This window comes from Pirellulales bacterium, assembly GCA_033762255.1.
Lineage (GTDB): Bacteria > Planctomycetota > Planctomycetia > Pirellulales > JALHPA01 > JANRLT01.
On the sequence record JANRLT010000072.1, the window covers coordinates 25,480 to 49,415 of the forward strand.

At 58.1% G+C, this 23,936-nt stretch carries 17 protein-coding genes; 10 read left to right on the forward strand and 7 right to left on the reverse strand.

What is annotated here, in order from left to right:
• Nucleotides 1–32: 32 nt before the first annotated feature.
• The 6 genes from trpS (at nucleotide 33) to pdxA (ending at nucleotide 5,677) form a co-directional block, all read left to right on the forward strand.
• Nucleotides 33–995, forward strand: a complete 963-nt coding sequence (trpS, locus tag SFX18_20175) for a tryptophan--tRNA ligase (protein ID MDX1965474.1) — start codon at nucleotides 33–35, stop codon at nucleotides 993–995.
• A 73-nt stretch (nucleotides 996–1,068) separates the two neighbouring features.
• Nucleotides 1,069–1,605, forward strand: a complete 537-nt coding sequence (locus SFX18_20180; protein ID MDX1965475.1) for a hypothetical protein — start codon at nucleotides 1,069–1,071, stop codon at nucleotides 1,603–1,605.
• A 171-nt stretch (nucleotides 1,606–1,776) separates the two neighbouring features.
• Nucleotides 1,777–2,163: a holo-ACP synthase gene (acpS, locus tag SFX18_20185; GenBank protein MDX1965476.1), complete on the forward strand. Its 387-nt coding sequence runs from the start codon at nucleotides 1,777–1,779 to the stop codon at nucleotides 2,161–2,163.
• Nucleotides 2,164–2,335: 172 nt separating this feature from the next.
• Nucleotides 2,336–3,586 carry a Glu/Leu/Phe/Val dehydrogenase dimerization domain-containing protein gene (locus SFX18_20190; protein MDX1965477.1) on the forward strand — a complete coding sequence of 417 codons (1,251 nt, stop codon included), beginning with the start codon at nucleotides 2,336–2,338 and terminating at the stop codon, nucleotides 3,584–3,586.
• 127 nt (nucleotides 3,587–3,713) lie between these two features.
• Complete coding sequence (locus tag SFX18_20195) at nucleotides 3,714–4,289, forward strand: cyclic nucleotide-binding domain-containing protein (protein MDX1965478.1); 576 nt, start codon at nucleotides 3,714–3,716, stop codon at nucleotides 4,287–4,289.
• A gap of 377 nt (nucleotides 4,290–4,666) precedes the next feature.
• Nucleotides 4,667–5,677, forward strand: coding sequence for a 4-hydroxythreonine-4-phosphate dehydrogenase PdxA (gene pdxA / locus SFX18_20200; protein ID MDX1965479.1), 1,011 nt, complete (start codon nucleotides 4,667–4,669; stop codon nucleotides 5,675–5,677).
• 123 nt (nucleotides 5,678–5,800) lie between these two features.
• Here pdxA and SFX18_20205 read toward each other — a convergent pair whose 3' ends face one another.
• Nucleotides 5,801–7,600 (reverse strand): 30S ribosomal protein S1, encoded by a 1,800-nt coding sequence (locus tag SFX18_20205; protein ID MDX1965480.1) that lies wholly within the window; start codon nucleotides 7,598–7,600, stop codon nucleotides 5,801–5,803.
• A gap of 307 nt (nucleotides 7,601–7,907) precedes the next feature.
• On the opposite strand from SFX18_20205, the gene pyrF reads away from it, so the two are divergent.
• The 4 genes from pyrF to SFX18_20225 all read left to right on the forward strand — a co-directional run bounded on the left by pyrF (nucleotide 7,908) and on the right by SFX18_20225 (nucleotide 12,017).
• The gene (gene pyrF, locus SFX18_20210) at nucleotides 7,908–8,888 is read left to right on the forward strand and encodes an orotidine-5'-phosphate decarboxylase (GenBank protein MDX1965481.1); all 981 of its coding nucleotides are present in this window, start codon (nucleotides 7,908–7,910) and stop codon (nucleotides 8,886–8,888) included.
• A gap of 217 nt (nucleotides 8,889–9,105) precedes the next feature.
• Nucleotides 9,106–10,089, forward strand: coding sequence for a methenyltetrahydromethanopterin cyclohydrolase (gene mch / locus SFX18_20215; GenBank protein MDX1965482.1), 984 nt, complete (start codon nucleotides 9,106–9,108; stop codon nucleotides 10,087–10,089).
• Between the two features lie 370 nt (nucleotides 10,090–10,459).
• Nucleotides 10,460–11,467, forward strand: coding sequence for a RimK family alpha-L-glutamate ligase (locus tag SFX18_20220; GenBank protein ID MDX1965483.1), 1,008 nt, complete (start codon nucleotides 10,460–10,462; stop codon nucleotides 11,465–11,467).
• 163 nt (nucleotides 11,468–11,630) lie between these two features.
• The gene (locus SFX18_20225; protein ID MDX1965484.1) at nucleotides 11,631–12,017 is read left to right on the forward strand and encodes a hypothetical protein; all 387 of its coding nucleotides are present in this window, start codon (nucleotides 11,631–11,633) and stop codon (nucleotides 12,015–12,017) included.
• Between the two features lie 68 nt (nucleotides 12,018–12,085).
• Here the strand turns inward: SFX18_20225 and mqnE are convergent, their stop codons facing one another.
• The 6 genes from mqnE to SFX18_20255 all read right to left on the reverse strand — a co-directional run bounded on the left by mqnE (nucleotide 12,086) and on the right by SFX18_20255 (nucleotide 23,852).
• Nucleotides 12,086–13,225 carry an aminofutalosine synthase MqnE gene (gene mqnE, locus SFX18_20230; protein ID MDX1965485.1) on the reverse strand — a complete coding sequence of 380 codons (1,140 nt, stop codon included), beginning with the start codon at nucleotides 13,223–13,225 and terminating at the stop codon, nucleotides 12,086–12,088.
• 155 nt (nucleotides 13,226–13,380) lie between these two features.
• Nucleotides 13,381–14,376: a UbiA-like polyprenyltransferase gene (locus SFX18_20235; GenBank protein ID MDX1965486.1), complete on the reverse strand. Its 996-nt coding sequence runs from the start codon at nucleotides 14,374–14,376 to the stop codon at nucleotides 13,381–13,383.
• A 663-nt stretch (nucleotides 14,377–15,039) separates the two neighbouring features.
• Entirely contained in the window at nucleotides 15,040–15,945 is a 906-nt protein-coding gene (locus tag SFX18_20240; protein ID MDX1965487.1) for a DUF58 domain-containing protein, read from the reverse strand.
• Between the two features lie 255 nt (nucleotides 15,946–16,200).
• Nucleotides 16,201–17,235 (reverse strand): MoxR family ATPase, encoded by a 1,035-nt coding sequence (locus tag SFX18_20245; protein MDX1965488.1) that lies wholly within the window; start codon nucleotides 17,233–17,235, stop codon nucleotides 16,201–16,203.
• A gap of 135 nt (nucleotides 17,236–17,370) precedes the next feature.
• Nucleotides 17,371–21,729 (reverse strand): hypothetical protein, encoded by a 4,359-nt coding sequence (locus SFX18_20250; protein MDX1965489.1) that lies wholly within the window; start codon nucleotides 21,727–21,729, stop codon nucleotides 17,371–17,373.
• Nucleotides 21,726–23,852: a hypothetical protein gene (locus SFX18_20255; GenBank protein MDX1965490.1), complete on the reverse strand. Its 2,127-nt coding sequence runs from the start codon at nucleotides 23,850–23,852 to the stop codon at nucleotides 21,726–21,728. The genes SFX18_20250 and SFX18_20255 overlap by 4 nt, the downstream gene beginning before the upstream one ends.
• Between the last annotated feature and the right edge of the window lie 84 nt (nucleotides 23,853–23,936).

The window sequence follows — 23,936 nt, forward strand, 5'->3', positions numbered from 1 at the left end:
GTTTATTTGAATCTTTCAGGTTGATTGATTTCATGCGTGTCTTATCCGGCATCCAACCGACGGGACGTCCCCACTGGGGAAACTTTTTTGGCGCGATTCGCCAATACATTGACTTGCAGCACGAGCAGCAGGCTTTTTATTTTATTGCCGATCTCCACGCCCTAACCACCGTGCGCGATCCCGCGCTCTTGCGCCAATACACACTCGATGCCGCGATCGATTTATTGGCCCTGGGGTTAAATCCAGCAAATGCCACGCTCTTTGTCCAGTCGGACGTCCCCGCCGTGAGCGAACTCTGTTGGTTGCTCATGACGGTCGCCCCCCTGGGCCTGCTGGAACGCTGCCACGCCTACAAGGACAAAAAAGCCAAGGGGCTACCCGCGGACGCGGGATTGTTTACTTATCCGGTCCTCATGGCCGCGGACATCCTGGCTTATGACTCCGACACGGTCCCCGTGGGGCAGGATCAAGACCAACATATCGAGGTTTGCCGCGACCTGGCAGGGACGTTTAACCACTTGTATGGCGAAACCTTTGTCCTGCCCAAGGCCAAGATTCTGTCTGACGCCGCCAAAGTCCCCGGCACCGACGGCGAAAAAATGTCCAAAAGCTATAACAACACGCTGGAGGTCTTTGAGGATGTGAAGGCCCAGCGCAAAAAAATCATGCGAATCACCACCGATTCGCGCCCGCAAGAGGAGCCTAAGGACCCCGACACCGACCACCTTTATCAACTCTATGCCCTGGTGGCGACTCCGGAAGAAACCGCCGCCATGGCTGAATTGTACCGACGGGGGGGCTTTGGCTATGGGGAGATCAAGAAATCCCTAGCCGACGCCGCCGAGCGTTATTTTGGCCCCGCCCGGGAACGCCGGGCCGAATTAGCCGCAAAACCCGCCCAAGTGCGCGAGATATTGGCCGCCGGAGCCGCCACCGCCCAGGCCAAGGCGGCGCAGGTTTTGGCCCGCGCCCAGCGAAATTGCGGGCTAAAATAGTTGATAGCGGGAAGTCAATGGTGGGTAGTGGGTAGGAACAGGGGCAAATTTATTTGTGCAGGTAGGTGAATCGATGGCATTTTCAACGACCACCGGACGCTGGCTATTCAGCCTGCTGGTGCTACTATTACTAGCGTATTTGTTGGCCCGGCTCACCGCGCTTTGGGGAGCGCGGATGAACTATCCCATCATGCTGTTAGTGGGTTGTGGCTTTTTAGCCAGCGTGGCGTTTATGTTGCAGCGTTGGCTGGAATTATCCACGGGCTGGATGAGTGTGGCTTTGGTCCTATTTGTCGGGGTGCTCTCCTTTTTTGAGCATTATTTATCCTGGCGGGAACATTGCCGGATCGAGGAGCTTAACCATCAAGCGCGGACCGCTCAAATCATCAAGTTAAATCCCCGATTGGCCGAGTTTGCCCCGCCGCTGGAATTGCCCAACTTTATCCAATTTATGAGCGGCGGCGAAACACACCCCGCCGCGCGGTATAGCCTATATGTCGTGCATGCGCTTTTGCAACAACTGTTGGCCCAACTTATTTATTGGATTTTGCCCCGCGTGGGCGGGGTGCTTCGCGTCTCTCCCATGCCGACAAAGGAAACCGCCAACTAGTGCTCCGTCACGCTTTTATTTCGAATTAGCCATAGGGCGTTAGGCCACGTTTGGAGTGGCAAAAAAACCTGGGCCAACGCCCAGCGGCTGATCCGCCCCACTCGAATTTACACTTTTAACAGCACACTAGGCTTTACCACCACTCGTTGATCGCCAAACTAGCGTGGATCGATGAATATCCTGGGTATCGGTACCGAAATTGTCGAATGCCTGCGAATTGCCAAATTGATTGAGCAACACGCCGAGCAATTTCTCACCCACGCGTTTACATCCCGAGAAATTTCCTTTTGCCAGTCCTGCTCGCACGCCACGCAACACTTTGCCGGGATTTGGGCGGGTAAACAAGCGGTATTAAAGGGACTGGGGGTGCGTTGGCGAAAACCGCTGGCCTGGAGCGATTTGGAAATACGCCGCAGCGCAAAGACCGGTTATCGCGTGCTTTCCCGGGGGGGGATGCGGGAAATCATCGAGCAGCGTGAACCTGGGGAAATTTTCCTGACATTGGCCCATTGCCGAACGCATGCAACCGCCACGGCGGTCATATTAGCGCGAGAGTGAAGTTGAAGGCAGAAGTATGAATGAAAAATGAAGAATTAATTGCAGTCATTCTGCCTTCTTCATTCATACTTCTCACTTTGCCCCGCTGGGGGCTCGCGAAGGCTCGACCACCCGCCACCCCCCTGTTCCCTGTTCCCTGTTCCCCCTCCACCCACCGTTCCCACTCCCAATTATGGCTTCCGGCACAAAATCCCTCGACGCAACTCGCTTATATTTTGATAAGGCAGCGGATCTGCTGGAACTTTCGGAAAATATGCGGACGCTGCTGCTCAGTCCGCGGCGCGAGATCACCGTGGAGATCTCCATCGAGCGCGATAATGGCGAGATCGCCGTGTTTCAGGGGTATCGCGTGCAACACGACAAATCGCGCGGTCCGATGAAAGGGGGGCTGCGTTACCATCCCGAGGTGGACCTGGACGAAGTGCGCTCGTTGGCCGCGCTGATGACCTGGAAGACCGCTGTGGTGAATCTGCCGTATGGAGGAGCCAAAGGAGGGATCGGCATCGACCCGCGGCAATACAGCCTCCGCGAATTAGAACGCATCACTCGCAAATTTGTCGATGAAATCCATGACCTGTTTGGGCCGGACACCGACATTCCAGCGCCCGACATGGGGACCGGGCCCGAGGTCATGGCCTGGATCATGAATCAATACGAAAAATACCACGGCTTTAGCCCCGCCTGTGTCACTGGCAAGCCGGTCGACTTGTACGGCCTTCCCGGCCGCGATGAAGCCACCGGCCGCGGCGTGGGGATCGTGGTGATGAAGCTCCTCAGCCGCCTGGGGCGCAAGCCAGAGCAAACCCGCGTGGCAATCCAAGGGTTTGGTAATGTCGGTTCGCATGCGGCGCGGTTTTTGACCGATGCCCAGTGTAAAATCGTGGCGGTGGGGGATGCCAGCGGGGATTATTATTCCCGGGAGGGCCTGAAGATTGGGGAGCTGCTGGATTACGCGGCGGGAAATAAAAACTCCCTGGCAGGCTATAAGGGGGCGGAAATGATCGGCCCGCCCGGCAGTCAATTTACCTTGGATGTCGATTTGCTCATTCCCGCGGCGCTCGGCGGCGTGCTCACCGCCAAAAACGCCCCGCTGGTCAAGGCGCCGATTATTGTCGAGGCGGCCAACTCCCCCACCCAGCCCGACGCTGATGAAATATTTGCCGCGGCGGGCAAGACCGTGGTGCCCGACATTTTGGCGAACGCCGGGGGGGTCACCGCCAGTTATTTTGAATGGGTCCAAAATCGCCAATATTACCGCTGGGGAATCAATCGCGTCCGCCAAGAGCTGGACCGGGCCATGGGGGACGCTTTTGAGGCGGTTTGGCAACTTTCCCACGAACGAAACGTTTCCCTGCGCACGGCGGCCTATATGCTAGGCATTGGCCGCGTCGGACGGGCTACCGTGCTCAGCGGCATTGCCTAACAAGAGCAAGATATTGCCGATAAGACCTATAAAATCCGGTTGACTCACTTGTTTTCAGCGGAACAACGGGGTTAAGCTAGGAGGAATTCTTCTAGCCGAACTTGCCCCTTTGTGCGTGGGAACAAACATGCCAACCGTTAAATCCGTCGATATTCGCGTCTTGCGCCAGTTGCCACTGTTTCGCAACTTAAACGAAAGTGAATGCCGCCAGGTCGCGGAAATCATCAAGCCCCTGCAATTTCACGCGGGGGATACCATCGTCAAGCAAGGGGAATCCAGCCGCAATTTGTGGATTTTGCAAACCGGCGTGTGCGAAGTCACCAAGCGAACACGGCCCGAACGTTCCGACTCGGAAGAGATCGTTCTGGCGATAATCGAACCCCCCAGTTATTTTGGCGAAATGTCGTTTTTTAATCCGGCCCCCAACTCGGCCAATGTGCGGGCCAGAACCGATATGCATGTGTTGCGCATTTCACACGGTGATTACCAGGATCTGATCAATGAGGGAGTCTGGGCGGTTTACAAAGTCGCCTACAACGTCATTCAAGGGTTGTCCGACCGGATGCGACGCATGGACGAATGGGTGACAGAGCTTTTGCACGACAGCCACCCCGAAGTAATCAACGTGCCGGAATGGAACCAATTTCGCGAAAAGATGCTCAACCGCTGGAAAGTGCAAGAGTCCGTGGATGGCCAAGTGTGAGTGGGAAGAGAGGAGAGGGGAGAAGTGGAGTTTGGAGGAGTGGAGTTTGGAGTTACTTAGCCACGGATGTTCACTGATGGAACGTGGTACGGGCTTTAGCCCGTAACCCAAGGGGACTATTGAATTCAATCGTTGGCTGCAGCGGATGAATCGGGCCGTTGGCCCTTCCTTTTTCATTTCCCTTTAACCTAGGGCGACGCTGCGCTTGCCCTAGGCTGGGATAGGTCGGGCCTTTGGCCCGCAAAGAAATCAGCAAATAGAAAATCTTTGTACACTGCGAAGAATTAAACGGTTAGTAGTACGGATAAAGAGAACGACTCTCAAATTTCAAAGCGGGAGGGAATGCTCCGCGTCTCCCCCCGCCATCCAACGATCCCATGAAACTACCCACTCCACTCGCGCTCACGATGGGGGACCCCGCGGGGGTCGGGCCGGAACTGATCCTGCGTGCTTTGGCGAACGTGGAACTGTGGCAAACAACCTTTCCCATCGTCTTTGGCGACGCGGAGATCTTGCGTCGCTGCGCCGACAAACTGGATTTGCCCCGCCCGGAAAACGTCCTCCCGCTGGCCGATTGGTCCCTTGTCGCGACGGATGCTCAACGGGCCTCGCAACCAGTCATTGTGGATCATGCCGCGTGCACAGCCGGATCGATTGTCCCCGGCCAACTAGACGCCACGACCGGCGCGGCCAGTTACGCCTACATTGACTCGGCCATCACCGCGGCGCTGTCCGGTCGCGTGCGGGGAGTCGTCACCGCCCCCATCAGCAAGGAAGCCCTGCACGCCGCCGGGTATAGCTTTCCCGGTCATACCGAAATTTTTGCCGCCCGCTGCCAGGCCGAACCGACCTGCATGCTGCAATACTCCCCGGAAATCACCTGCGCGTTTGTCACCACCCATGTCGGTTATGCGGACGTCCCCGCGCTGCTCACGCCCCAGCGAATTTTGGCCGTGATTGAACTGGCCGGTAACGCCCTGCGAAAAATCAAAGGAACGGAGCCAGCACTCGTCGTCTGCGGCCTCAATCCCCATGCCGGCGAACATGGGTTGTTTGGCAACCAAGAAGAAGAACGCCTGATTCAGCCCGCCGTTGACCAAGCCCGCGCGCGGGGTTGGCGGGTGGAAGGGCCGCTCCCCCCCGACACGGCGTTTATTCCGGCCAAGCGTCAATCAACTGACGCTTATATTTGTCTGTACCACGATCAAGGGCACATCCCGGTTAAGGCACTCGCCTTTGACAGTGCAGTCAACACCACCCTGGGTCTGCCGATTGTCCGCACCAGCGTGGATCATGGCACGGCCAATGACATTGCCTGGCGGGGAATTGCGAATCCGGGGAGTCTGTTTGCGGCGATCCGACTTGCCCGGCGACTGGCCGGGGAATAATAGTGGTTTTGACAAAATAATCCGTCCGCCGCGCGCATCAAAAAGCCCCCCGCCGAAAAAGGTCCGGCGGGGGGCGGTAAAATTTTTGTTGTATTTGCCACTAAAGCAAATGGCAGCCAAATGTTAGGTTTTCCCTTCGGTCGTGCCAAACAGTGGTCCCGCTTGGCCGACCCCTCCTTTTAGCTCCTTGGGCGCGGGCGTGGCGGCTTCGCTGGCAGCGGCGGCGTTGGCCTCCGCGGCTTCCTCGGCGGCGGCGGTTTCTTCCGACCATTCCACGCGCTTGCGGCTGAGGCCAATTTTGCGTTCGTCGGTGTCAACTCGCAAAATCTTGACTTCGATCTCTTCCCCCACCTTGACCACGTCTTCGGGGTTGTCGACCTTATGTTCGGCCAGCTCGCTAATATGCAGCAAGCCTTCCAGGCCGTTTTCGAGACCGACAAACACGCCAAAGTTGGTCAGCTTGGTCACCTTGCCTTTGACAAGTTGGCCGGGCTGGTACTTGCTCGGAATTTCGGTCGCCCAGGGATCCTCGTCCAACTGCTTGAGTCCCAGGGCAATGCGGCGGCGCTGCTGATCGACGGAAAGGACGCGGCATTTGAGCTTTTGTCCCTTTTCGACGACTTCGCTGGGATGGCTGATTTTGCGAGTCCAGGACATATCGCTGACATGCAACAGGCCGTCGATCCCCTCCTCGATCTCGATAAACGCGCCATAGTTGGTTAGGTTGCGCACAGTGCCCGTGACCTCGGCATCGACCGGGTAACGGTCGACGACCTTGTCCCAGGGGTTTTCCTGGGTTTGTTTCATGCCCAGGCTGATTTCGTGCTTTTCGCCGTCGATTTTGAGGATGACCACCTGAATCTCGTCGTCAATATGCACCAACTCGTTGGGATGGCTGATCCGTTTGGTCCAGGACATTTCGCTGATGTGGACCAGCCCCTCGATCCCTTCTTCGAGCTTTACAAACGCGCCGTAGCTCATGACATTGACCACGGAGCCCTTGTGCACGCTGCCTACGGGGTATTTGTCTCCCACCTGGTCCCACGGGCTGGCGCTCTTTTGCTTTAGCCCGAGCGCGATTTTTTCGCGTTCGCGGTCGATATGCAGCACCATGACTTCCAGTTCTTGGTCGATCTGCACCATCTCGGTCGGGTGGTTGATGCGGCCCCAACTCATGTCGGTGATGTGCAACAGGCCGTCGATCCCCCCCAAATCCACAAACGCGCCAAAGTCGGCGATATTCTTGACCACGCCCTTGCGGGTTTGGCCTTCTTGCAGGGTTTCCAGCAGTTGTTTTTTCTTGATGACGCGCTCTTGTTCAATGAGCGCCCGGCGGCTAACCACGATATTACGCCGCTCGTCGTCGATCTTGAGCACGATGCAACTGATCGTGCGGCCGACGTAGTCGCCAATATCGTTGGGACGGCGGATATCGACCTGACTGGCGGGCAAAAAGACATTCACCCCGTCCAAATCCACCAACAGCCCACCCTTGATCTTGCGCAGCACGGTGCCGGTGACGGTGTCCCCCTCGTGGATGGACTGCATCACCTTTTCCCAATCGTCGATCTTCTTGGCCTTGCGCTTGGATAAGAGTATCATCCCGCGCGATTCTTCGCCAAAACCGGTGGAGTCCTCCACATCCTCGATCAGCACCCGCACCACTTGGCCCGGTTCAGGCGGGGGCTCGTTTTCTTCCCATTCGTTCCGCGGGATTTGCCCCTCGCTTTTGTAACCCACGTCAATTAAGACAAATTCCTCATCCACCCTCAGAATGCGGCCTTCGACAATACGATTGACGGAAATGTCGTCATCCCCGCCCAGGATGTAATCTTCCAGATTACCTTCCAAGGCCAGATTGAGCTCCGCCTCTAGCGATTCATCCTCGTATTCCAGACCGCGAATTAGGTTCCGATTGACCATGAAAAAAATGACCTGTGAAAAAGAAGCCGGACGGGACCATCCCGCCACTGGCTCAAAGAAAAAAACAACCATCCAACCGCACGCCATAAGTTGGCCTGCTATCAAATTGAACAGAGACCCATAAGTTTAACACCTTTACCGGCCCCTCACAATCACAAACAAGCCCGTAAATCCCGGTTCAGGCCCTATTTTTCCGGCGTTTTGGGCTCGCCACCCGCCGACTGGCAATTCCGCCCCTCTCCATGGGCAAAAAGGCTTTCCCACTCCGCCACTTGACTTTCTTTAACATTTTCCCAACAGTGGGTACGTGTTTTCCACCTATTTAACCAACGCGATCCGCCAAAAAGGAAACCCCGTCGTGGTCGGCCTCGACCCACGCTGGGATTCCCTCCCTTCCCAGCTACGCGGCTCCGTTCAGTCCGGTGATTTGCAGGGGATGGCCGCGGCCTACGAACAGTTCTGCTTGGGCGTGTTGGATGTGGTCGCGCCGCTGGTCCCCGTGGTCAAACCCCAAGCGGCATTCTTTGAGGAATTAGGCCCCGCGGGAATGGTAGCCCTGGGCAATGTCATCACGGCGGCGCGGGGACGCAAACTCATCGTGATTTTGGATGGAAAACGCAACGATATTGGCACCACCGCCGCCGCCTATGCCGCGGCTTATTTGCGTCCCTCGTATCTTTCCACGATAAATCCGCAGTCCGCAGATACCGGGCAAAAAGACCTTCAGCGCGCGCCGCAGCATTACCCCTGGGATGCCCACGCGCTCACCGTTAGCCCTTACCTGGGGGAAGATAGTTTGACTCCTTTTTTAGACGTGGCTATCCAAAATGATTGTGGAATTTTCGTGCTGGTAAAGACTAGCAACCCCGGCGGAGGCATGTTTCAGGACCTGGTAGCCAACGGTAAAAAAATATACGAGCATGTCGCCGCCTGGGTGGAGAAACAATCCGCCAAAACCGCTGACGCCACAGGATATGGATGTTGCGGAGCGGTCGTCGGGGCAACCTACCCCGAACAACTTGCCGAACTGCGGGCATTGATGCCACACACCTGGATCTTGATTCCCGGTTATGGAGCCCAAGGGGGCACCGCCGCCGCCGTGACCAGCGGTTTTGACGAGCAGGGTTTGGGGGCGGTGGTAAATAACTCGCGGGGGATTATTTTTGCCTACAAGAATGCCCCTTATGCCGAAAAATACGGCGAGGCGCGCTGGCAAACCGCGGTGGAAGCGGCCACTCTCGAGATGATCGAACAACTTCGGGCGGAAACCCCCGTGGGACGGCTGTGATCCGCGCTCAATATAAAACAATGCCGACAGAAAGAGTGGCAAAAACCGTGGGTTAAAGCCCAGCGGCTGATCTGCCTAATTCAAAGCTTTAACTGTGAAATCGGCCAAGGCTGGGATAGGCCGGGCCTGTGTCCCGCATGGATCAAACGACCGGGGCATGTAATTGAATCTACCAACTCAAAGTCCTCGCGCACGCGAGAATATCAAGGTTAATCACATGCCGCCGGTCGCACCCGCCGATTTTGAACTTAACGCCAACACGGACGAGTTTGTCGATTTGCTCTTAGCCCAGCAGCGGCAGTTAAATCTGCAGGCAACGACTTGCCCCGACACCGGCGCGCGGCTGATTGACTTGGGCAATCAATGCGCCGGGGGTCTCGAAGCGGGGCGTTGCCTGGCCGAAATTTGCCTGGCCACGCTAGGAGATGTGCGGATCGTTCCAGCACGGGCGGAGTTATCATCCGGTCCCGCGGTTCAAGTTCAAACCGACTGGCCGCTGGTCGCCTGCCTGGCCAGTCAATATGCCGGTTGGAAGCTCGCTCAGGATAAGTACTTTGCCATGGGGTCCGGTCCGTTCCGTCTGGCCGCGATAAAGGAACCGTTGTTTGCCAAATTTGGCTGGGAACGGGAGCAAGCGACCAGCGTAGTGGGCATTCTCGAAGCCCGCGGTTTTCCACCGCCCGAGTTGATTGCCAAAATTGCCGAGGATTGCCAGGTGACGACGCCGGGCGTGACCCTGTTGGCCGCCCCCACGGCCAGTTTAGCGGGGGGGGTGCAAATCGTGGCTCGATCCGTCGAAACCGCGTTGCATAAATTACTAGAGTTGGGGTTTGACGTTAGCAAGGTTATTAGCGGTTATGGCGTGTCGCCGCTTCCTCCGCCAGGAAAAGACGATCTGGCTGCTATCGGGCGGACAAATGACGCGATCTTATACGGTGGCGAAGTTACCCTGTATGTCCGCTGCGAAGACGACCTGTTGGCGGAATACGGTCCCCAGACCCCCAGCCAGGCGAGCGATGACTATGGCCAGCCCTTTCAAGCGATCTTTGAGCGCTATCAAGGGGACTTTTACCAAATTGATCCCCACCTGTTTAGCCCGGCGGTGGTGACATTTCATAATTTGGCCACGGGACGAACATTTCAATACGGCAAGTTGAATCCCGCGGTGTTGCAAGAATCGTTCTTTGGCGGTCCATTGTGAAACTATCGCGGGGTTGTGAGTCTGACGCGGTGAACGCGTCTATGGCAATCAAGCACCTTTGCGGAAGAGTCCCGCGCCCCTTGGTTATTCATGAGGTGGAAGGAAGTGACTGGCGATCAACGTTGAATTGCGGTCGCAAGCTTACATCGCCAGCCACTCCCGACCACGGATCACCCCGTGAGCCAACGGCAATTATCCCGTGGGCCAAAGGCCCAACCCATCCCAGCCTAGGGCAAGCGCAGCGTCGCCCTAGGTCAAGAGTTGAACACCATCGGTAGGGCCAACGGCCCGATTCAAGATCTTAACCAGCTTTAGTTGTGTCGTTGTGATACGAATAGCGTGAATTTGGATGCAAAATAGTTAATAAACCATGCAGATTGCCGTTTTAGCCACGCCCGACAGTTGGTACTTTCGTGATCTGCTCCGCGCGGCGGCGGAACGACACACGCTGATTCCGCTTTCATATCGGCAACTGTGCGGAGGCTGGCTGGGCGGTGTGCGGGACGCGGGTCGCGAGTTGCGGGTCGTGGGGGAAATGCGGGGTCAGGGGTTAGGGGCTAGGGGGCAGGGGGGAGTGGAGAGAGACGCGGGTCGCGGGACGGGGGACGCGGGAGGAATGCGAGAAGCGGTTAAATCTCAGATATTTTCTGGCGAAAATTCCCTGCTCGATTTTGACGCGCTTCTGGTTCGATCGATGCCCGCCGGGTCCCTCGAGCAGATTGTCCTCCGCATGGACCTCCTGGGCGAACTGGCCCGGCAGGGACGCATTATCGTCAATCCCCCCCGCGCGCTCGAAACGGCAATCGATAAATTTCTCACCTCCGCACGGCTGGCCGCGGCGGGGCTGCCCATCCCGCGCACCTGGGTCGCACAGACCGTGGCGGAGGCCCTGCGTGGTTTTGACGATTTGGGACGCGATGTCGTTCTCAAACCGCTCTTTGGGTCCGAGGGACGCGGTATCGCCCGCCTGACCGATGCGGACCTGGCGGAGCGGGCGTTTCAATTGCAATCACAACTCGGGGGCGTGTTGTATTTGCAAGAATTTTTGCCCCATCAGGGGGGCGATTATCGCATCCTCATCATCGGCCAGCGGCACTGGGCCATCCGCCGCCACAACGCGCACGATTGGCGCAGCAATATCAGTCGGGGGGGCGCTGCCGAGCCGTGCGAACTTCCCGAAGCCTGGATCGATTTGGCATATCGGGCAGCCGCCGCCGTGGGAGCGGAAATCGCCGGCGTCGATCTGTTAACAGCGGACAATGGCCAATTGTACGTCATCGAGGTTAACGCCGTCCCGGGCTGGCGCGGCCTGGCACAAGCATGCCATGTGGACATTGCAGGAGAAATCATCACCTATCTGGCTAGCCCGCCGCGTTAGTCTGGGAAGGGGTGAGTGGATAGGGGTGAGGGGTGAGTATTTCAGCCCGCAGCGTTAGCAAGGATATATGCCTACTCCACTACTCCACCCATCCAGCCTCCACCCCTGCCCCCGCTTTGTATACAATACAAACAACCCCATCTTCCATTATCCCGATCTCCCCATGCCTGAACTTCCCCGGATGCCCGATAAGCCGCGCGTCTCGCCTTCGTCCAGCCCGCCAAAATCCGGTTGCGGCACTTCGCTGGCGTTTGTCATGCTGGCCATGGCCAGTTGGGCGTTGTTTTTCGGCTTTTTATCGCTATTTGACCTGCAATTGGCCATCGTCGTGTCATCGCTGTTAGTTTTTTTGGTCGGGGGAATCTTGCTCAGTTACCTGCTGTGGGGCCGAGGCCTGTACGAACGGCTCCTAGCCGAGGAAGCCGCGGAAACGGAGCGTCTGGCCCGCGAAAACCCCGCCGAACTGGCCGCCCGCGACCGGGGAACCGCCTACGACCAGGAATTTGAAGGAGAAGACGCGCCGTGGATTCGGGGGGAGGAAAGACCGTGAGTGGAATGAAGAATTATGAATGAAGAATGATGAATTGAATCCAAATTCTTGGAAAACTTTAGAATGTTTTAAAGGGTGCTGGCTGTCGCTAGCGTGGTAATTTGCTCCCCAGCCTGCCACGTGTTCCCGTCCCGTTCTACCCGGTGATACAACGTGTCCCGCTCGATTGGTTCGTGGCCGGTCTCCTTTATCAGGCGGCGGATTTGTTCCACGCTGAGGATTTCAGGCGTGTCCGCCCCGGCGTCATGATAGATCAGCTCATGCCGCACGGTTCCGTCAATGTCATCCGCCCCATAGCTGAGGGCTAGCTGCGCCGTGGGGATCCCCAGCATGATCCAGTAAGCCTTGACATGGTCAAAGTTGTCCAGCATCAGCCGGCTGATGGCCATCGTGCGCAGGTCCATGAGCGCGGAGGGCTTTTTGATGTGGCTCAGCTTGGTATTTTCGGGGTGAAATGCCAACGGGATGAACGTTTGAAAGCCGCCCGTTTGGTCCTGCAAATCTCGCAGACGCAACAGATGATCAATCCGGTGGTAGGCGTTCTCGATGTGGCCGTATAGCATGGTCGCATTGGAACGCAGGCCCAATTCGTGGGCAGTGCGGTGAATCTCCAGCCAATTGGTGGCGTCGGATTTATGCTCGCAAATGATGTCGCGCACTTCGGGATGAAAAATTTCCGCTCCGCCACCGGGGAGACTCCCCAGACCGGCCGCGCACAATTCCTCCAGGATTTTTCGCACGGGCCATTTTGTAAGGTGTGTAAACCAATTGATCTCGACCGCGGTCCACCCCTTGAGATGCAATGCTGGATAATTCTCATGCAGAATTTTGATGGTGTTTAAATACCAATCAAACCCCTTCATGTGATGCAGCCCGCCGACTATGTGCATCTCGGTACAACCATTTTCCACGGCCTCCCGCCCCCGGGCCAAGATTTGCTCATCGCTCATAACGTAGCCCCGTGGGTCGCGCAGGTCGGCCCGGAACGCGCAAAAGATGCAGCGGTACACGCAGACATTGGTCGCGTTTAAGTGCGTATTAATGTTGTAATACGCGGCGTTGCCGTTCTTCCGCCGGCGGACCAGATTGGCCAATTCACCCACGTCATTCAGATGCACTTCGGGCGAGTACAGATAAACCCCGTCCTCCAGGGTCAGCCGCTCGTGGGCGAGTACTTTCTTTCGAATGTCCGCAAATTTGGGGGTCATGATTTAATTGTGAAAGTAAAAATGTGCCTACGGCCTGCCGGAATTAACTAGTTCAAACTTGGCTAAAATCCTTACAAAGATATTACCGCAAGCCAGCGAATTCTGTAACGGGGAGGGAATCGTATTTGTGACATAAGTCAAATCCACGGCGGGACTTACCACCAAACATCGATGCTACCCAGGACCAACAGTACCAGCCCTATCACGGCATTAACAGAGAAAAACGCCTGATTGACTCGAGATAAGTCGGTCGGTCGGACCAGGGCATGTTCGTAAATCAAGAGGCCCGCGATACCCGCCACGGTCAGGCCATAAATCCAGCCAAAGGCGGGATAGACCAAGGGTAATAACGCCAAGAGCAGCACGGTTACGGCATGGCTGAACGCCGCCAAACGCAACGCTGCCGCCACACCCAAGCGCGCGGGGAGGCTGCTTAACCCCGTCGCTCGGTCAAAGTCCGCATCTTGGCAAGCATAGATAATGTCAAACCCTCCCACCCAAGCGCAAACCGCAGCGCCTAGTAGCACTGCGGGGAGAATATCCGCTGGGTTACTAAGCAGCACAGTCCCCCGAATGGCGATCCAGGCGCAGATGGGGGCCAGCATCAAGGCCGCCCCCAACCAATAATGGGCGAGCGCGGTGAACCGCTTGGCGTAGCTGTAACCGCACAAAAACATCAGGACGGGCAGCGACAAAGCCAAGGGGAGCCAATTTGGCAAAAATAGCAAGGTCCCCGCCACAAACCCCGCAGCTGAAAGCAGGATAAACAGAACCACGGCTGGAACGCTCAGTAGGCCCGCCGGCAGGTGCCGCCCCCGCGTGCGGGGATTGGCCGCGTCCACATCGCGATCGACCAGCCGATTAAACGCCATCGCCGCGCTGCGGGCGGTGACCATGCAGACTAGAATGCCCAGCAGTTGCCACCAGAATACGCCCTCTGGTAGCGGAACTTGCACAAAGTTCCGTTCATCTGGTAGCGGAACTTGCCCTAAGTTCCAGCTGACTTCACCAGGAGCTTTTAAGCCTAAGCTGGAATGATCCCCCCCGCCCAATCCCCAGGCCATGACCGCCGCCAAAAGCGCGAACGGCAGGGCAAAGACCGTGTGGCTAAAGCGGATCAATTCCAAAAAATGACGCGTCTGACGCAGCATGGGGGGGTAGGAAAATAAAAAAGCGGATATCTGAGAAACCGCTATTCTAGGTTTATGTTAACCCGTGTTGAAGTGGCCTCATCAGGTTGGGCTGAACTGCCAAGGCTGTTGCCATATTTTAGAAGATTGCCCGCGCTGTCCCACCACTCTGACGAACGCTGTTGGGACTGCGCCGAAAATCGATTGGGAGATTGCCGTACTATTCGCGGCTGGTCCCAACCTACTGCTGGATTCTGCCAGCCAGCTATCAGTCGTTGAATCGGGCCTTTGGCCCTTTCATTTTTGGCATTCCGTAAACCTAGGGGGACGCTGCGCTTGCTACAATTCTAATATGCACGGCTGGAATAGGTTGGGCCGTTGGCCGACAGGATTTAAATACTGTTGACCCAGAATGTATGATTCCCCGTTGGCCTGGTAGAACTTGCTAGTCGGTGCCAACCCCCCTAACCGCGTTCATCAACGTTCTATTTCTTCTCCGTGCCGCTCATGATTTCCCTCCGTGGCTCAGTGATAAAATGCATGTAATCCCTGGCTGACGCGGCGGGCTGAGGTACTCACCCCTAACCGCTTTTCCCTGCCCCCTATCCCCTCGCCCCTGCCCCCTATCCCCTTGTCCCTTGCTGACGCGGCGGGCTTAGTCCCTGGCTGACGCGGCGGGCTGAGTTATCGGCTCATTGCCAATAGGCTGCGTTGGTTCAGATAGTCCGCTAGGACCTCGGCCATGGGGCGGCTGGTGTCGACCACGACATGCTCCACGCGGTTGCGGTAGCAAATTTCGGCCAAGTTATCCTGGAATTTGCGCAGGGCCTGCAAGTAGCCGCGGCGCAGTTCGTCCGGTTGGGTCAGGATTTCCTCGGTGATTTCCAGGCCGACGAACTTTACCATCCCCTCAAAGTCGAATTCCAGTTCGTCGTGATGCAATGTTTGAAAGAGGATCACTTCGTGCTTGTTGTAGCGCATTTGCTGCAGGGCGGATTCCAACCCGCTCAGATCCGTCAAAAAGTCGCTAAAGATCATGATAATTTGCCGCCGGCCCATGCGCCCGGTCAGCTCCGACAGGCATTCGGTCAGGCTGGTCTTTTCGACGGGTTGGATTTTATCCAGATGTTCTGTCATGCGCAGAATTTGCGACATGCTGTTACTGGGGGGAATGACGCCGCGGATTTGCGTGTCAAACGTGGCCAGCGCGACCTTGTCGCTTTGCTTGACAATGGAATACCCCAGCGAAACAAGCATCTTGGCGGCATAGGCCAGCTTTTGTTGTTCGTCGGCGCCGTAGCGCATCGACGCGCTCACGTCCAACAGCAGATGCGCGACAAAGTTGGTCTCCATCTCGTACTGTTTGATGAAGTACTTGTCGCGGGTAAAGTACACCCGCCAGTCGATATGCTTGGGATCGTCCCCCGGTGCGTACTCGCGATGACCGGCGAATTCCACCGCAAAACCGGCGAGCGGCGATTTGTGCGCGCCGGCCAGATTGCCCAGCACCAACTGCCGCGGCTCAAAATGCCGGTCGGCCACCTGGGCGAGAACGGCCGGATCGAGATAGCGATTAAGGAGGGACTGCATAGGGACCAATTAAGAATGAAGAATTATGAATGAAGAATGGGGGTGATGTAATGGTGTTAGTTAAATTTTCCTAAGCTCCTACGCATCCCTGCCACCCTGCTCCCCAGCGCCCTGCTTCGTGCTTGGATATGCTTATTACGTACCAGAAGGCAAGAACGAGTTTTGTCCCGCCACCCAGTTCGTCTCTAGCTTGCACGCTCCGCTGCGCGTCGCGGCTAACCATCTCCCGTCTCTCACCTCCCATCTCCACCCGACTCACGCCGCGGGGCGCTCGTACTTCTTATCCGCCGGGATTTTCTCTAATAGCATCTCGATCAGCTTTTCGCTATTGATCGACGCCGCCTGGGCCGCGTAATTGCACGCAATCCGGTGCCGCAGGGCCGGCTTGGCCACGGCCTGCACGTCACCCAAGGTCGCATGATAACGCCCGTACAAAATCGCCCGCGCCTTGGCCGCGGTGACAAGGGTTAGCACGCCGCGGGGTCCCGCCCCCCAGCCGGCCCATTTGTTGACAAAGTCCGGCGCTTCCGATTGGCCGGGGCGCGTGGCCCGGACCAACGCCCAGGCATAGCCCAGCACTTGATCACTGACCGGCACGCGGGTGACCAGTTTTTGAAGATCCAGAATTTCCTCGCCGGACAGGACAGGGCGAATTTCTCCCTGGCCGCCGCTAGTGACCCGGCGGGCAACGTCCCATTCCTCCGCCGCGCTGGGATAATCGACCTTGATATACAACAAAAAGCGGTCGAGCTGCGCCTCGGGCAGGGGATACGTCCCTTCCTGCTCGAGCGGGTTTTGCGTGGCCAGCACAAAAAACGGCGAGGGAAGCTTGTGCACCTGGCCCCCGGCGGAGATTTGCCGTTCTTGCATCGCCTCTAGCATGGCGGCCTGCGTCTTGGGCGGAGTGCGGTTGATTTCATCCGCCAGGATCAGATTGGCAAACAGGGGCCCGGGCAAAAATTTGTACGCCCGCTGCCCCGACTGCAGGTCTTCTTGGATCACTTCGGTTCCGGTGATGTCGCTGGGCATCAGATCGGGCGTGAACTGAATCCGCTTGAACGATAAATGCAGCGACTGCGCCAAGGAGCTAATGAGGAGCGTTTTGGCCAGACCGGGAACGCCCTCTAACAAGGCGTGGCCGCGGGCAAAGACGGCGACCAAGACCTGTTCGATGACATCCTGCTGGCCCACGATTACCTTGGACAATTCGTCCTTGATGGTGTTGTAAGCTTTTTCACATCTCTGCACGGCGGCGACATCGGCGGGGGGTATGGCAAGTTGGTCAGTCATGGGTGTTGGAAGTTGGAGGAATGGAGTTTGAAGTTTGGAGTAATAAAGGAATGACGGAGAATGGAGCAACGAGCTGTGTTGGAGTGATGTATTCCAATTCTTAATTCCTAATTTTTAATTCTTAATTGAATGAAACTATTCCACGTTCTCATAGTAGCGCCGCAAGCGTTCCTCGTAGCCGCGGGGAGCGGTTCCCTTGACATTGCCGCGAATGGCGTTGCGCAATTCCGGTGGAAGCTTGGCAAACCAGGCGTTTTCTTTGTTTTGCAGGGTGGCATTGGCCACATCGCGGGGCCCTTCGGTTGCGGTGCGGCTGTCTGCGGCCTTGGGCTTGGTCAATTGCAAATCACCCGGAGGCACCGCCGTATTCTGAGCTTCGCTCCCTCCTTTGGATGAGCCCCCCGCGCTGCCAGCGGCACTGGTCGGACCGCTACTAGCCTGTTGGCTATTTCCAGGTTGTGTCCCCGGCTGCGAACCCTGTTCCATGCCTTGACCTTGACCCATGCCTTGACCCTGCCCCATTCCCTGGCCCATGCCGCTGGCTGCCGCGGCCTGCGCGACGGCACTAGCCTGGGCGGTGGCCTGGGAACCGGCAATGGCGGCGGCCGTCGCCTGGGGGGAATTAGGCACAAAACCGGTCCCTAGCGGCGCAGAGCCTTGCCCCTGCCCCATGCCCTGGCCCATCCCTTGGCCTTGTCCCATGCCCTGCCCCATCCCTTGCCCCTGCCCCATTCCCTGACCTTCACCCATGCCCATACCTTGGCCTTGCCCCATGCCCTGCCCCATGCCTTGGCCTTCACCCATGCCCTGACCTTCACCTTGACCTTGGCCCATGCCAGAAGATTGGGGCTGACTGCCGGGTGCGGCCGCGGGTTCACCCCCGTTGATCGGTAGTTGAGAGGCGAGTTGCAATGCCTCGCGGATCGGCTGGTTGGCCACTTCGGCCTGGCCAGAAATTTGCTCGGCCCCTTGACCCGTGGCGGATTGCGCTTGCGCGAATTGGTTCTGGGCGTTGGCCAGTTGTGCGGCGGCGGCTAACTGCGCTGGTGTGGGAGCATTATTACCAGCGGGAGCACTCCCCATTGGTTGACCGCTCCCCATTGGTTGACCGCTCCCCATTGGTTGGCCGCTCCCCATTGGTTGGCCGCTCCCCATTGGTTGGCCGTTTGCTTCTTGGTTGGCGGCGTCACTGGCGGCTGACTCGCTTGCCGCGGATTCACTGGCGGCGGACTGTGTCGCGGCGGTTAATTGCTCGGCCGCTTTTACAATTTCGTCCCGGGCGGTTTGCTGCGTCTCGGCCAATTTGGCGAGGGATTCGGCAATTGCCTTGTCCCGTTCGATCCGCTGTTCGCGGGCGGCCAAATTTGCCGCGGCCCGCTCGATGGCCCGCTCTTTTGCAGCCGCATTCGCGGCGGCTTTTTCGGGAGTTGCGTGAGACTCGGCGGCGGCTTCCCGCGCTGCGGATTGAGCATCCTTTAAAGCCGCCCGCGCACCGGGATCCACATTGGCCGTTTGTTCAGCGGCACTCCCCAGGGGAGCAACCTGCTTTTGGGCATCGGTCGCTTGTTGCGCGGCCAACTGTTCCTTGGCAGTGGCGACATCCGCCGCGGCCTGATTCAGTTCCTGCGCGGTGGCTTGCTGCGCTGCTTGGGTTTGTGCGGCGTCACTCGCTTGCGCGGCTTGGGCCGCTTTTTGGGAATCCGCCTGAGCCTGGCCCAGCTTGGCCGCGGCTTGCGGAGCATCCTGGGACGCGGCGGCCTGCGCCGCGGCGGCCTGCTGGGTTACTTGATCCTGCGCGGCGACGTCCGCCTTGCCCGGTGGTTGCTTGGCGGCTTCGTTGGCGGCATCCCGCGCGGCGGCTTTGGCCAATTCCCCGGCTTTATTCAACGCGGCGTTGGCCTGTTCCCGCGCGGCGGCGGCGGCCGCGGGATTATTGCCCACGGTTTCTTTGGCGGCTTGCTGGCCGGCGGCCGCGGCATTGGCCAATTCCTGGGCAATGGGTTGCTGCGCGGCATCGGCACCGGCCGCTTTTGCTAGTTCGCCAGCTTGGTCGGCCGCGGCTTGTTGCGCGGTGGCGGCATCAAAAGGTGTGTCCGCCTTTCCCATAGCCAGGTCTTGTGCGGCTTGGTTGGCTCCCGCTTGGGCTTTTTGGGCTTGGGCGATTTTACGGGCCAGGTCGGCTTTTTGAGCCGCAGCGGGATGGCCAGCGGCGTTCTGCTGCGCGACCTGCGCCTGCGCGATGTGATCTGCCGCAGTGTCCAACTGCGCCAATCGATCCGCCAGTGATTCCGTCTGTTGGCTTTGCACGTTATCGACCGCGGCCTGGGCCTGGGCGACTTCGGCCAGTTGTCTGTCCGCCTCGGCGGAGAGCTGTTTGGCCGAGTTGGCGATCTCCTTGCGCAGTTCCGCCGCGGCCTGGGTGAGCTTTTCGGCGGCATTATTTGCGGCGGCGGCGGTCTTGGCGGCGGCCTGCTGGGCCGCCGAGTTATTTTTTGTTGCGGTATTGGCGTCAGTGGGATTGGCCTGATCCGTATTGTTTGCCATATCCGCGGCCTTAGCGGCGGTTTGGGCTTCCTTGAGCGCGGCGGCGGCTTCGGCCAGGGCGGGCTGGGCCGCGTCTAGGGTTTGCGCGGCGTTGGGGGCGGCAGCCTTGACGCCAGCGGCGGTTTTTTCGGCAATTTGTTGAATGTCATTTTGTTGACCAGCCAGGTCATTGGCCGCGTGCGGCGCCAGGCCGTCTTCCTTTGCGGAATCGGCCGCTTGATTGGCGATTTCCCGTTCGGCGGCGGCGGCCCGTTCGAGCGCCTCGGCGGCGCGGGCAAGTTCGCCAATCTCCACGCCCAATTGCGCGCGTTTGGTGTCATTGATCGCCGCGGCGATCTCCGCGGCGGCTCGCTCGAGCGCGTCATTGGCGGCTGCATTGGCCTGTTTGGCCTGGTTGTTTTGTTCAGCGGTGGCTGGTTGATCGGGCGCGGTGGCCTGGGCGGCGGCGGCTTTCTCGGCGGCGGCAAGGGCATCCTTCGCCGCTTCGGCCGCTTGCTCTAGTCTGGCATCGACCGGCGGCGGGACATCCGTCGCGGCGGCCGCAGCGGCCAGTTGCTCCGCCGCGCTTTGCAGTTCATCCTTTGCTTGGGCGGCGGCTTTTTGGAGGATATCTTTTTGCGCCGCTTTTTGTTGCTCGCGGGCGGCATTTACCTGATTTTTAGCGGACTCGAGCACTGCCAGTTGCCGGGCCAGGTCCTCCGCCGAGCGGTCCGTGCGATCGGCCTCAATCGCCGAACGTAACTGCTGTTCGATCTCCGCCAGATTGCCCAGGACTTTGCCCTGTTCCTGGTCGGCCAGGGGCTGGTTTGATTCCAAGAGTTTGGCCGCGCTTTCTAATGCGGCGGTTTTGGCCTGTTCGAGGTATGGCTCGGCGCTGGGAAGTTCGGCCAAAGCCTGGGTCAACTGGCCTAACTCTTTATGCAGTTCAAATTGTTCCTGGCTGAGCTTGCCCGCCACGTCGGGCTGATCGAGTTGGCTGTCCTTGGCCAGTTCGCGCAGCTTTTCTTGCTTTTCGATCATTTCGCGGACAAATTGCAGCATGGCCTCGCGATCGGTGCCAATCAACCCTTGGGTTTCCTGAATTTTATCGAGCAGAGCGCGCAGCCCCTTGAGGATGTGTTGTTCGCTTTTCTTGGCGGCGGGCCAAGCGGCGACTTGCAGATGCTGGATCGAGGCGTCAAATTCGACCCCCACCTGCCCCGCGCGGAGGATGCGTATGCCATCGGCCGCCCCCGCGCCAACGGCCCCTTCCCATTTACTGACGGTTGTCAGCAGATTGACAAGCGTGACAAACAGGTTGGAAACATCCCGCTGGTCCTGGATCAGCGCCAATTGCAGCGGAAGTCGCTGTTGGTCGGGCGCGGCTTCGGTTTTTTCAGTATTGTTCAGGGCGGTGGTTTCCAACTCGATTAAGCGTTTGACCTGCGCGGCGATCTCCGCCACTTTCAATCGTTTGGCCAAATTCTGGCGTTCCACCGCTAACCGCATCACAATGTCGCGGATTTTATCGCGGGCCTGCGTAAATTTGGTGGTGCGGGTGGCCGACGGCGTTTGGGAATTCAAGGCATCGGTCAGCAGTAGCACGACTTCCTGCATTTCGCTTTCAATCAGGCCGTCGATGTTCTCGCGCATCGAGCGGATGTCCTTGAACAAATCGAGCTTGGTCAGGCCGTTTTGTTCGAGTTGCTTGAGTTGAATGTCCAAGATTCCCCCCACCAATTCGCGGGCCATGGCCTTGGCCCGTTGTTGGGCTTCTTGCTTGGCCTTGACAGAACCAGGCGTCACTGCGGCGGAATTCTCCCCATTGGTCGCGGCTGCCGTGGCGGGAGAGTTTTTGGCCACAGGCGAGGTCTGTGCGGGCGCGATCTGTGGGGACGCAACGACGGCAGCCAATCCAGATAACAAGAAGAAAACTATCCGCGGGGTAATGCAGGCAAATTTAATATTCATGGGTTCCCTCCGGTTTGCACCTTTAAGATGGTGTCCAATAAGCGCGCGGCTCGTTCATCATATTCGGCTGAAGCGGCAAAGACGCCGCTCTCATCGGTAATCTGCAAATAAAGCGGATCGCTGGCGGCAACCTTGCCAGGCAGCGTGCCCCGATCGTCAATCGCCTCCATGACCAGCTTGACCTGATCCCCCACGTTGAGTTGATAAGGCGTCAAATCAAGTTCAAAAGCCCGCGCCAGGGGGAGGCTCTCGCGCGTTAGGGGAGGCGTAAACAAAGCCACTTCCAGCGGCTGCGGGTTGAGCGCGGGGTCGCTGGATTGGCTGGCGCCGGGGTCGGCAGCGGAAGTTGAATTTGAATTGGCAGTTTCCGGGGCGGACAGCGTGGGCGAGGCGGCGATCGCGGCGGTGATGTCGTTATCCGGCTCCCCCTGCGAGTCGGAGTTGGAGGACGTCGAGTCGGGGCGGCGATTGAAACCACCTATCGACGCGCCAAACCGGCTAGCGGCGGCGGCCACGGGCTGTTGCGCGGTACGCAGAATTTCCACCCGCAGGCGAATTTTTCCCAACCCATAATCATCCGTGGCCCGGTAATCCAACTGTGGTTTGGCCGTGGCCAGCCAATGCTGCGCCACCGCGGACATGGCCACGGTGGGAGGGCGGTCGGGCTTGATGCGGATCAGCCCCTCTAACTCGCCACTGGAGCTGAGCTCGTCCTCGTCCAACACGTCAATTTTGAATCGCACCACGTCATGAATTTCCGCCAAGGCATCCCCCGCGGCGGGACGATAGACCCATTTGGTTTTTTCCTCGTTCAGGGGCGTCAAGGAAACTTTCCGTTCGCTAGGGGCTGGTTTCGCGGCTGCTTCAGCGGCTGGCGCGCTGGCGGTCAGGCCATTTACGATTGGGGAGGAACTGTTCGCGGCGGAGTTAGTTGTCGGCGAGTTAGTTGTCGGCGAGTCGGTTCCCGCGTTTGCCCCATTGGATTTAGTTGGCGTTTCCAAAAGCGTCAACGTGGCCGATCGCAGCTTTTTATTTGTACAAGCCAGATTAATGGCCACGGAGGAACCCTCGACCACCGCGATTTGTCGCACGCCCGGGTCAATTGGCGGTTGCCCCCCCGCCTGGCGGACATATTCAGGGGCGGTCACCGCTAATTGCAGTTCCAAACTAGGGAGCGGGATCACACCGACCAGCGCGGGGTCGGTCTGCGCGTCACCCAGACTGATCTCGCACTGCACATCCTCTAGTAACTGCGGAATGATGGCCTCATACGTTTTGCCACTGGCGGAATTTTTAGCCTGGGATTCAATAGCATCATTCGTCTCCGCTGTCTTACTGGTTGAATGCCCGCTAGAAGAGGCTGTCGCCGCGCTGGGGACTAACTCGACATCGCGCGTCGCCGTGGGGGTCCGCAACACAATTTTTCCGCCCGGGGGAAGCTCCCCGGCGGCGGTCACGCGCACCACCAACGGTTGGGCATACGGACTGCGAATTTTTGCCGCTTCCGGCACGAGCGGGTCAACCGTGGTGGTGCCCACCTGCCAGCCGACAATTTGCGTCGCCGTGGGATAATACGCCCGGACAAAAGCCAAGCGTTGCAAGAAGGCCCACGCGTGCCCATGATATAAAAAAACCAGACCCCCCAATATGACAACCACCGCCGCCAGCCAGCCCGCCCGGCGGACAAATTCGCGCCGGTCCAAACCGGCAAAAATATTCAGCCCCTTGGCAAAATCCGCTACATAATCCACAACAGCATGCTGTAAATGGGTGGAGCCCCAATCCTTGGCCGGGGCGTCTTCAAATTGCAGTGCCGCAATTAAATCCGAATCGATTTGATGTTGCCGTTCGACAAACAGGGCCATTTCTTGGGTTGTTTCGGCCCGGCGCAAATGCGGGGCCAAGTACTTGCGATAGGCCCAAACGCTGGCGATGATTGCCACGCCCCAGGCGACAACTCGCTGCAACACCGTCAGGCGGAGAGAGTAATCCAACCAAAAGAAGACAAACAAGATACCTAAAATAGCCAACACAAACCCGCTCCAGCCGGTTCCCCAGCGGATCGCCTGTCGCTTTTGCGAAAGGGATTCGAGTTGGCGGCGAAGCTGTGCGAGTTGGGACATGGGAGGCAATTAAGAATTATGAATGAAGAATGAAGAATGGGGATTGAACGAGTTCGGTGGTTGATAAAAAAAGCGAATTCAGCA

Excerpts from the sequence above, each read along its gene's own strand:
- trpS (MDX1965474.1), top strand. The coding sequence starts at position 33 with ATGCGTGTCTTATCCGGCATCCAACCGACGGGACGTCCCCACTGGGGA.
- SFX18_20180 (MDX1965475.1), top strand. The coding sequence starts at position 1,069 with ATGGCATTTTCAACGACCACCGGACGCTGGCTATTCAGCCTGCTGGTG.
- acpS (MDX1965476.1), top strand. The coding sequence starts at position 1,777 with ATGAATATCCTGGGTATCGGTACCGAAATTGTCGAATGCCTGCGAATT.
- SFX18_20190 (MDX1965477.1), top strand. The coding sequence starts at position 2,336 with ATGGCTTCCGGCACAAAATCCCTCGACGCAACTCGCTTATATTTTGAT.
- SFX18_20195 (MDX1965478.1), top strand. The coding sequence starts at position 3,714 with ATGCCAACCGTTAAATCCGTCGATATTCGCGTCTTGCGCCAGTTGCCA.
- pdxA (MDX1965479.1), top strand. The coding sequence starts at position 4,667 with ATGAAACTACCCACTCCACTCGCGCTCACGATGGGGGACCCCGCGGGG.
- SFX18_20205 (MDX1965480.1), bottom strand. The coding sequence starts at position 7,600 with ATGGTCAATCGGAACCTAATTCGCGGTCTGGAATACGAGGATGAATCG.
- mch (MDX1965482.1), top strand. The coding sequence starts at position 9,106 with ATGCCGCCGGTCGCACCCGCCGATTTTGAACTTAACGCCAACACGGAC.
- SFX18_20220 (MDX1965483.1), top strand. The coding sequence starts at position 10,460 with ATGCAGATTGCCGTTTTAGCCACGCCCGACAGTTGGTACTTTCGTGAT.
- SFX18_20225 (MDX1965484.1), top strand. The coding sequence starts at position 11,631 with ATGCCTGAACTTCCCCGGATGCCCGATAAGCCGCGCGTCTCGCCTTCG.
- mqnE (MDX1965485.1), bottom strand. The coding sequence starts at position 13,225 with ATGACCCCCAAATTTGCGGACATTCGAAAGAAAGTACTCGCCCACGAG.
- SFX18_20235 (MDX1965486.1), bottom strand. The coding sequence starts at position 14,376 with ATGCTGCGTCAGACGCGTCATTTTTTGGAATTGATCCGCTTTAGCCAC.
- SFX18_20240 (MDX1965487.1), bottom strand. The coding sequence starts at position 15,945 with ATGCAGTCCCTCCTTAATCGCTATCTCGATCCGGCCGTTCTCGCCCAG.
- SFX18_20245 (MDX1965488.1), bottom strand. The coding sequence starts at position 17,235 with ATGACTGACCAACTTGCCATACCCCCCGCCGATGTCGCCGCCGTGCAG.
- SFX18_20250 (MDX1965489.1), bottom strand. The coding sequence starts at position 21,729 with ATGAATATTAAATTTGCCTGCATTACCCCGCGGATAGTTTTCTTCTTG.
- SFX18_20255 (MDX1965490.1), bottom strand. The coding sequence starts at position 23,852 with ATGTCCCAACTCGCACAGCTTCGCCGCCAACTCGAATCCCTTTCGCAA.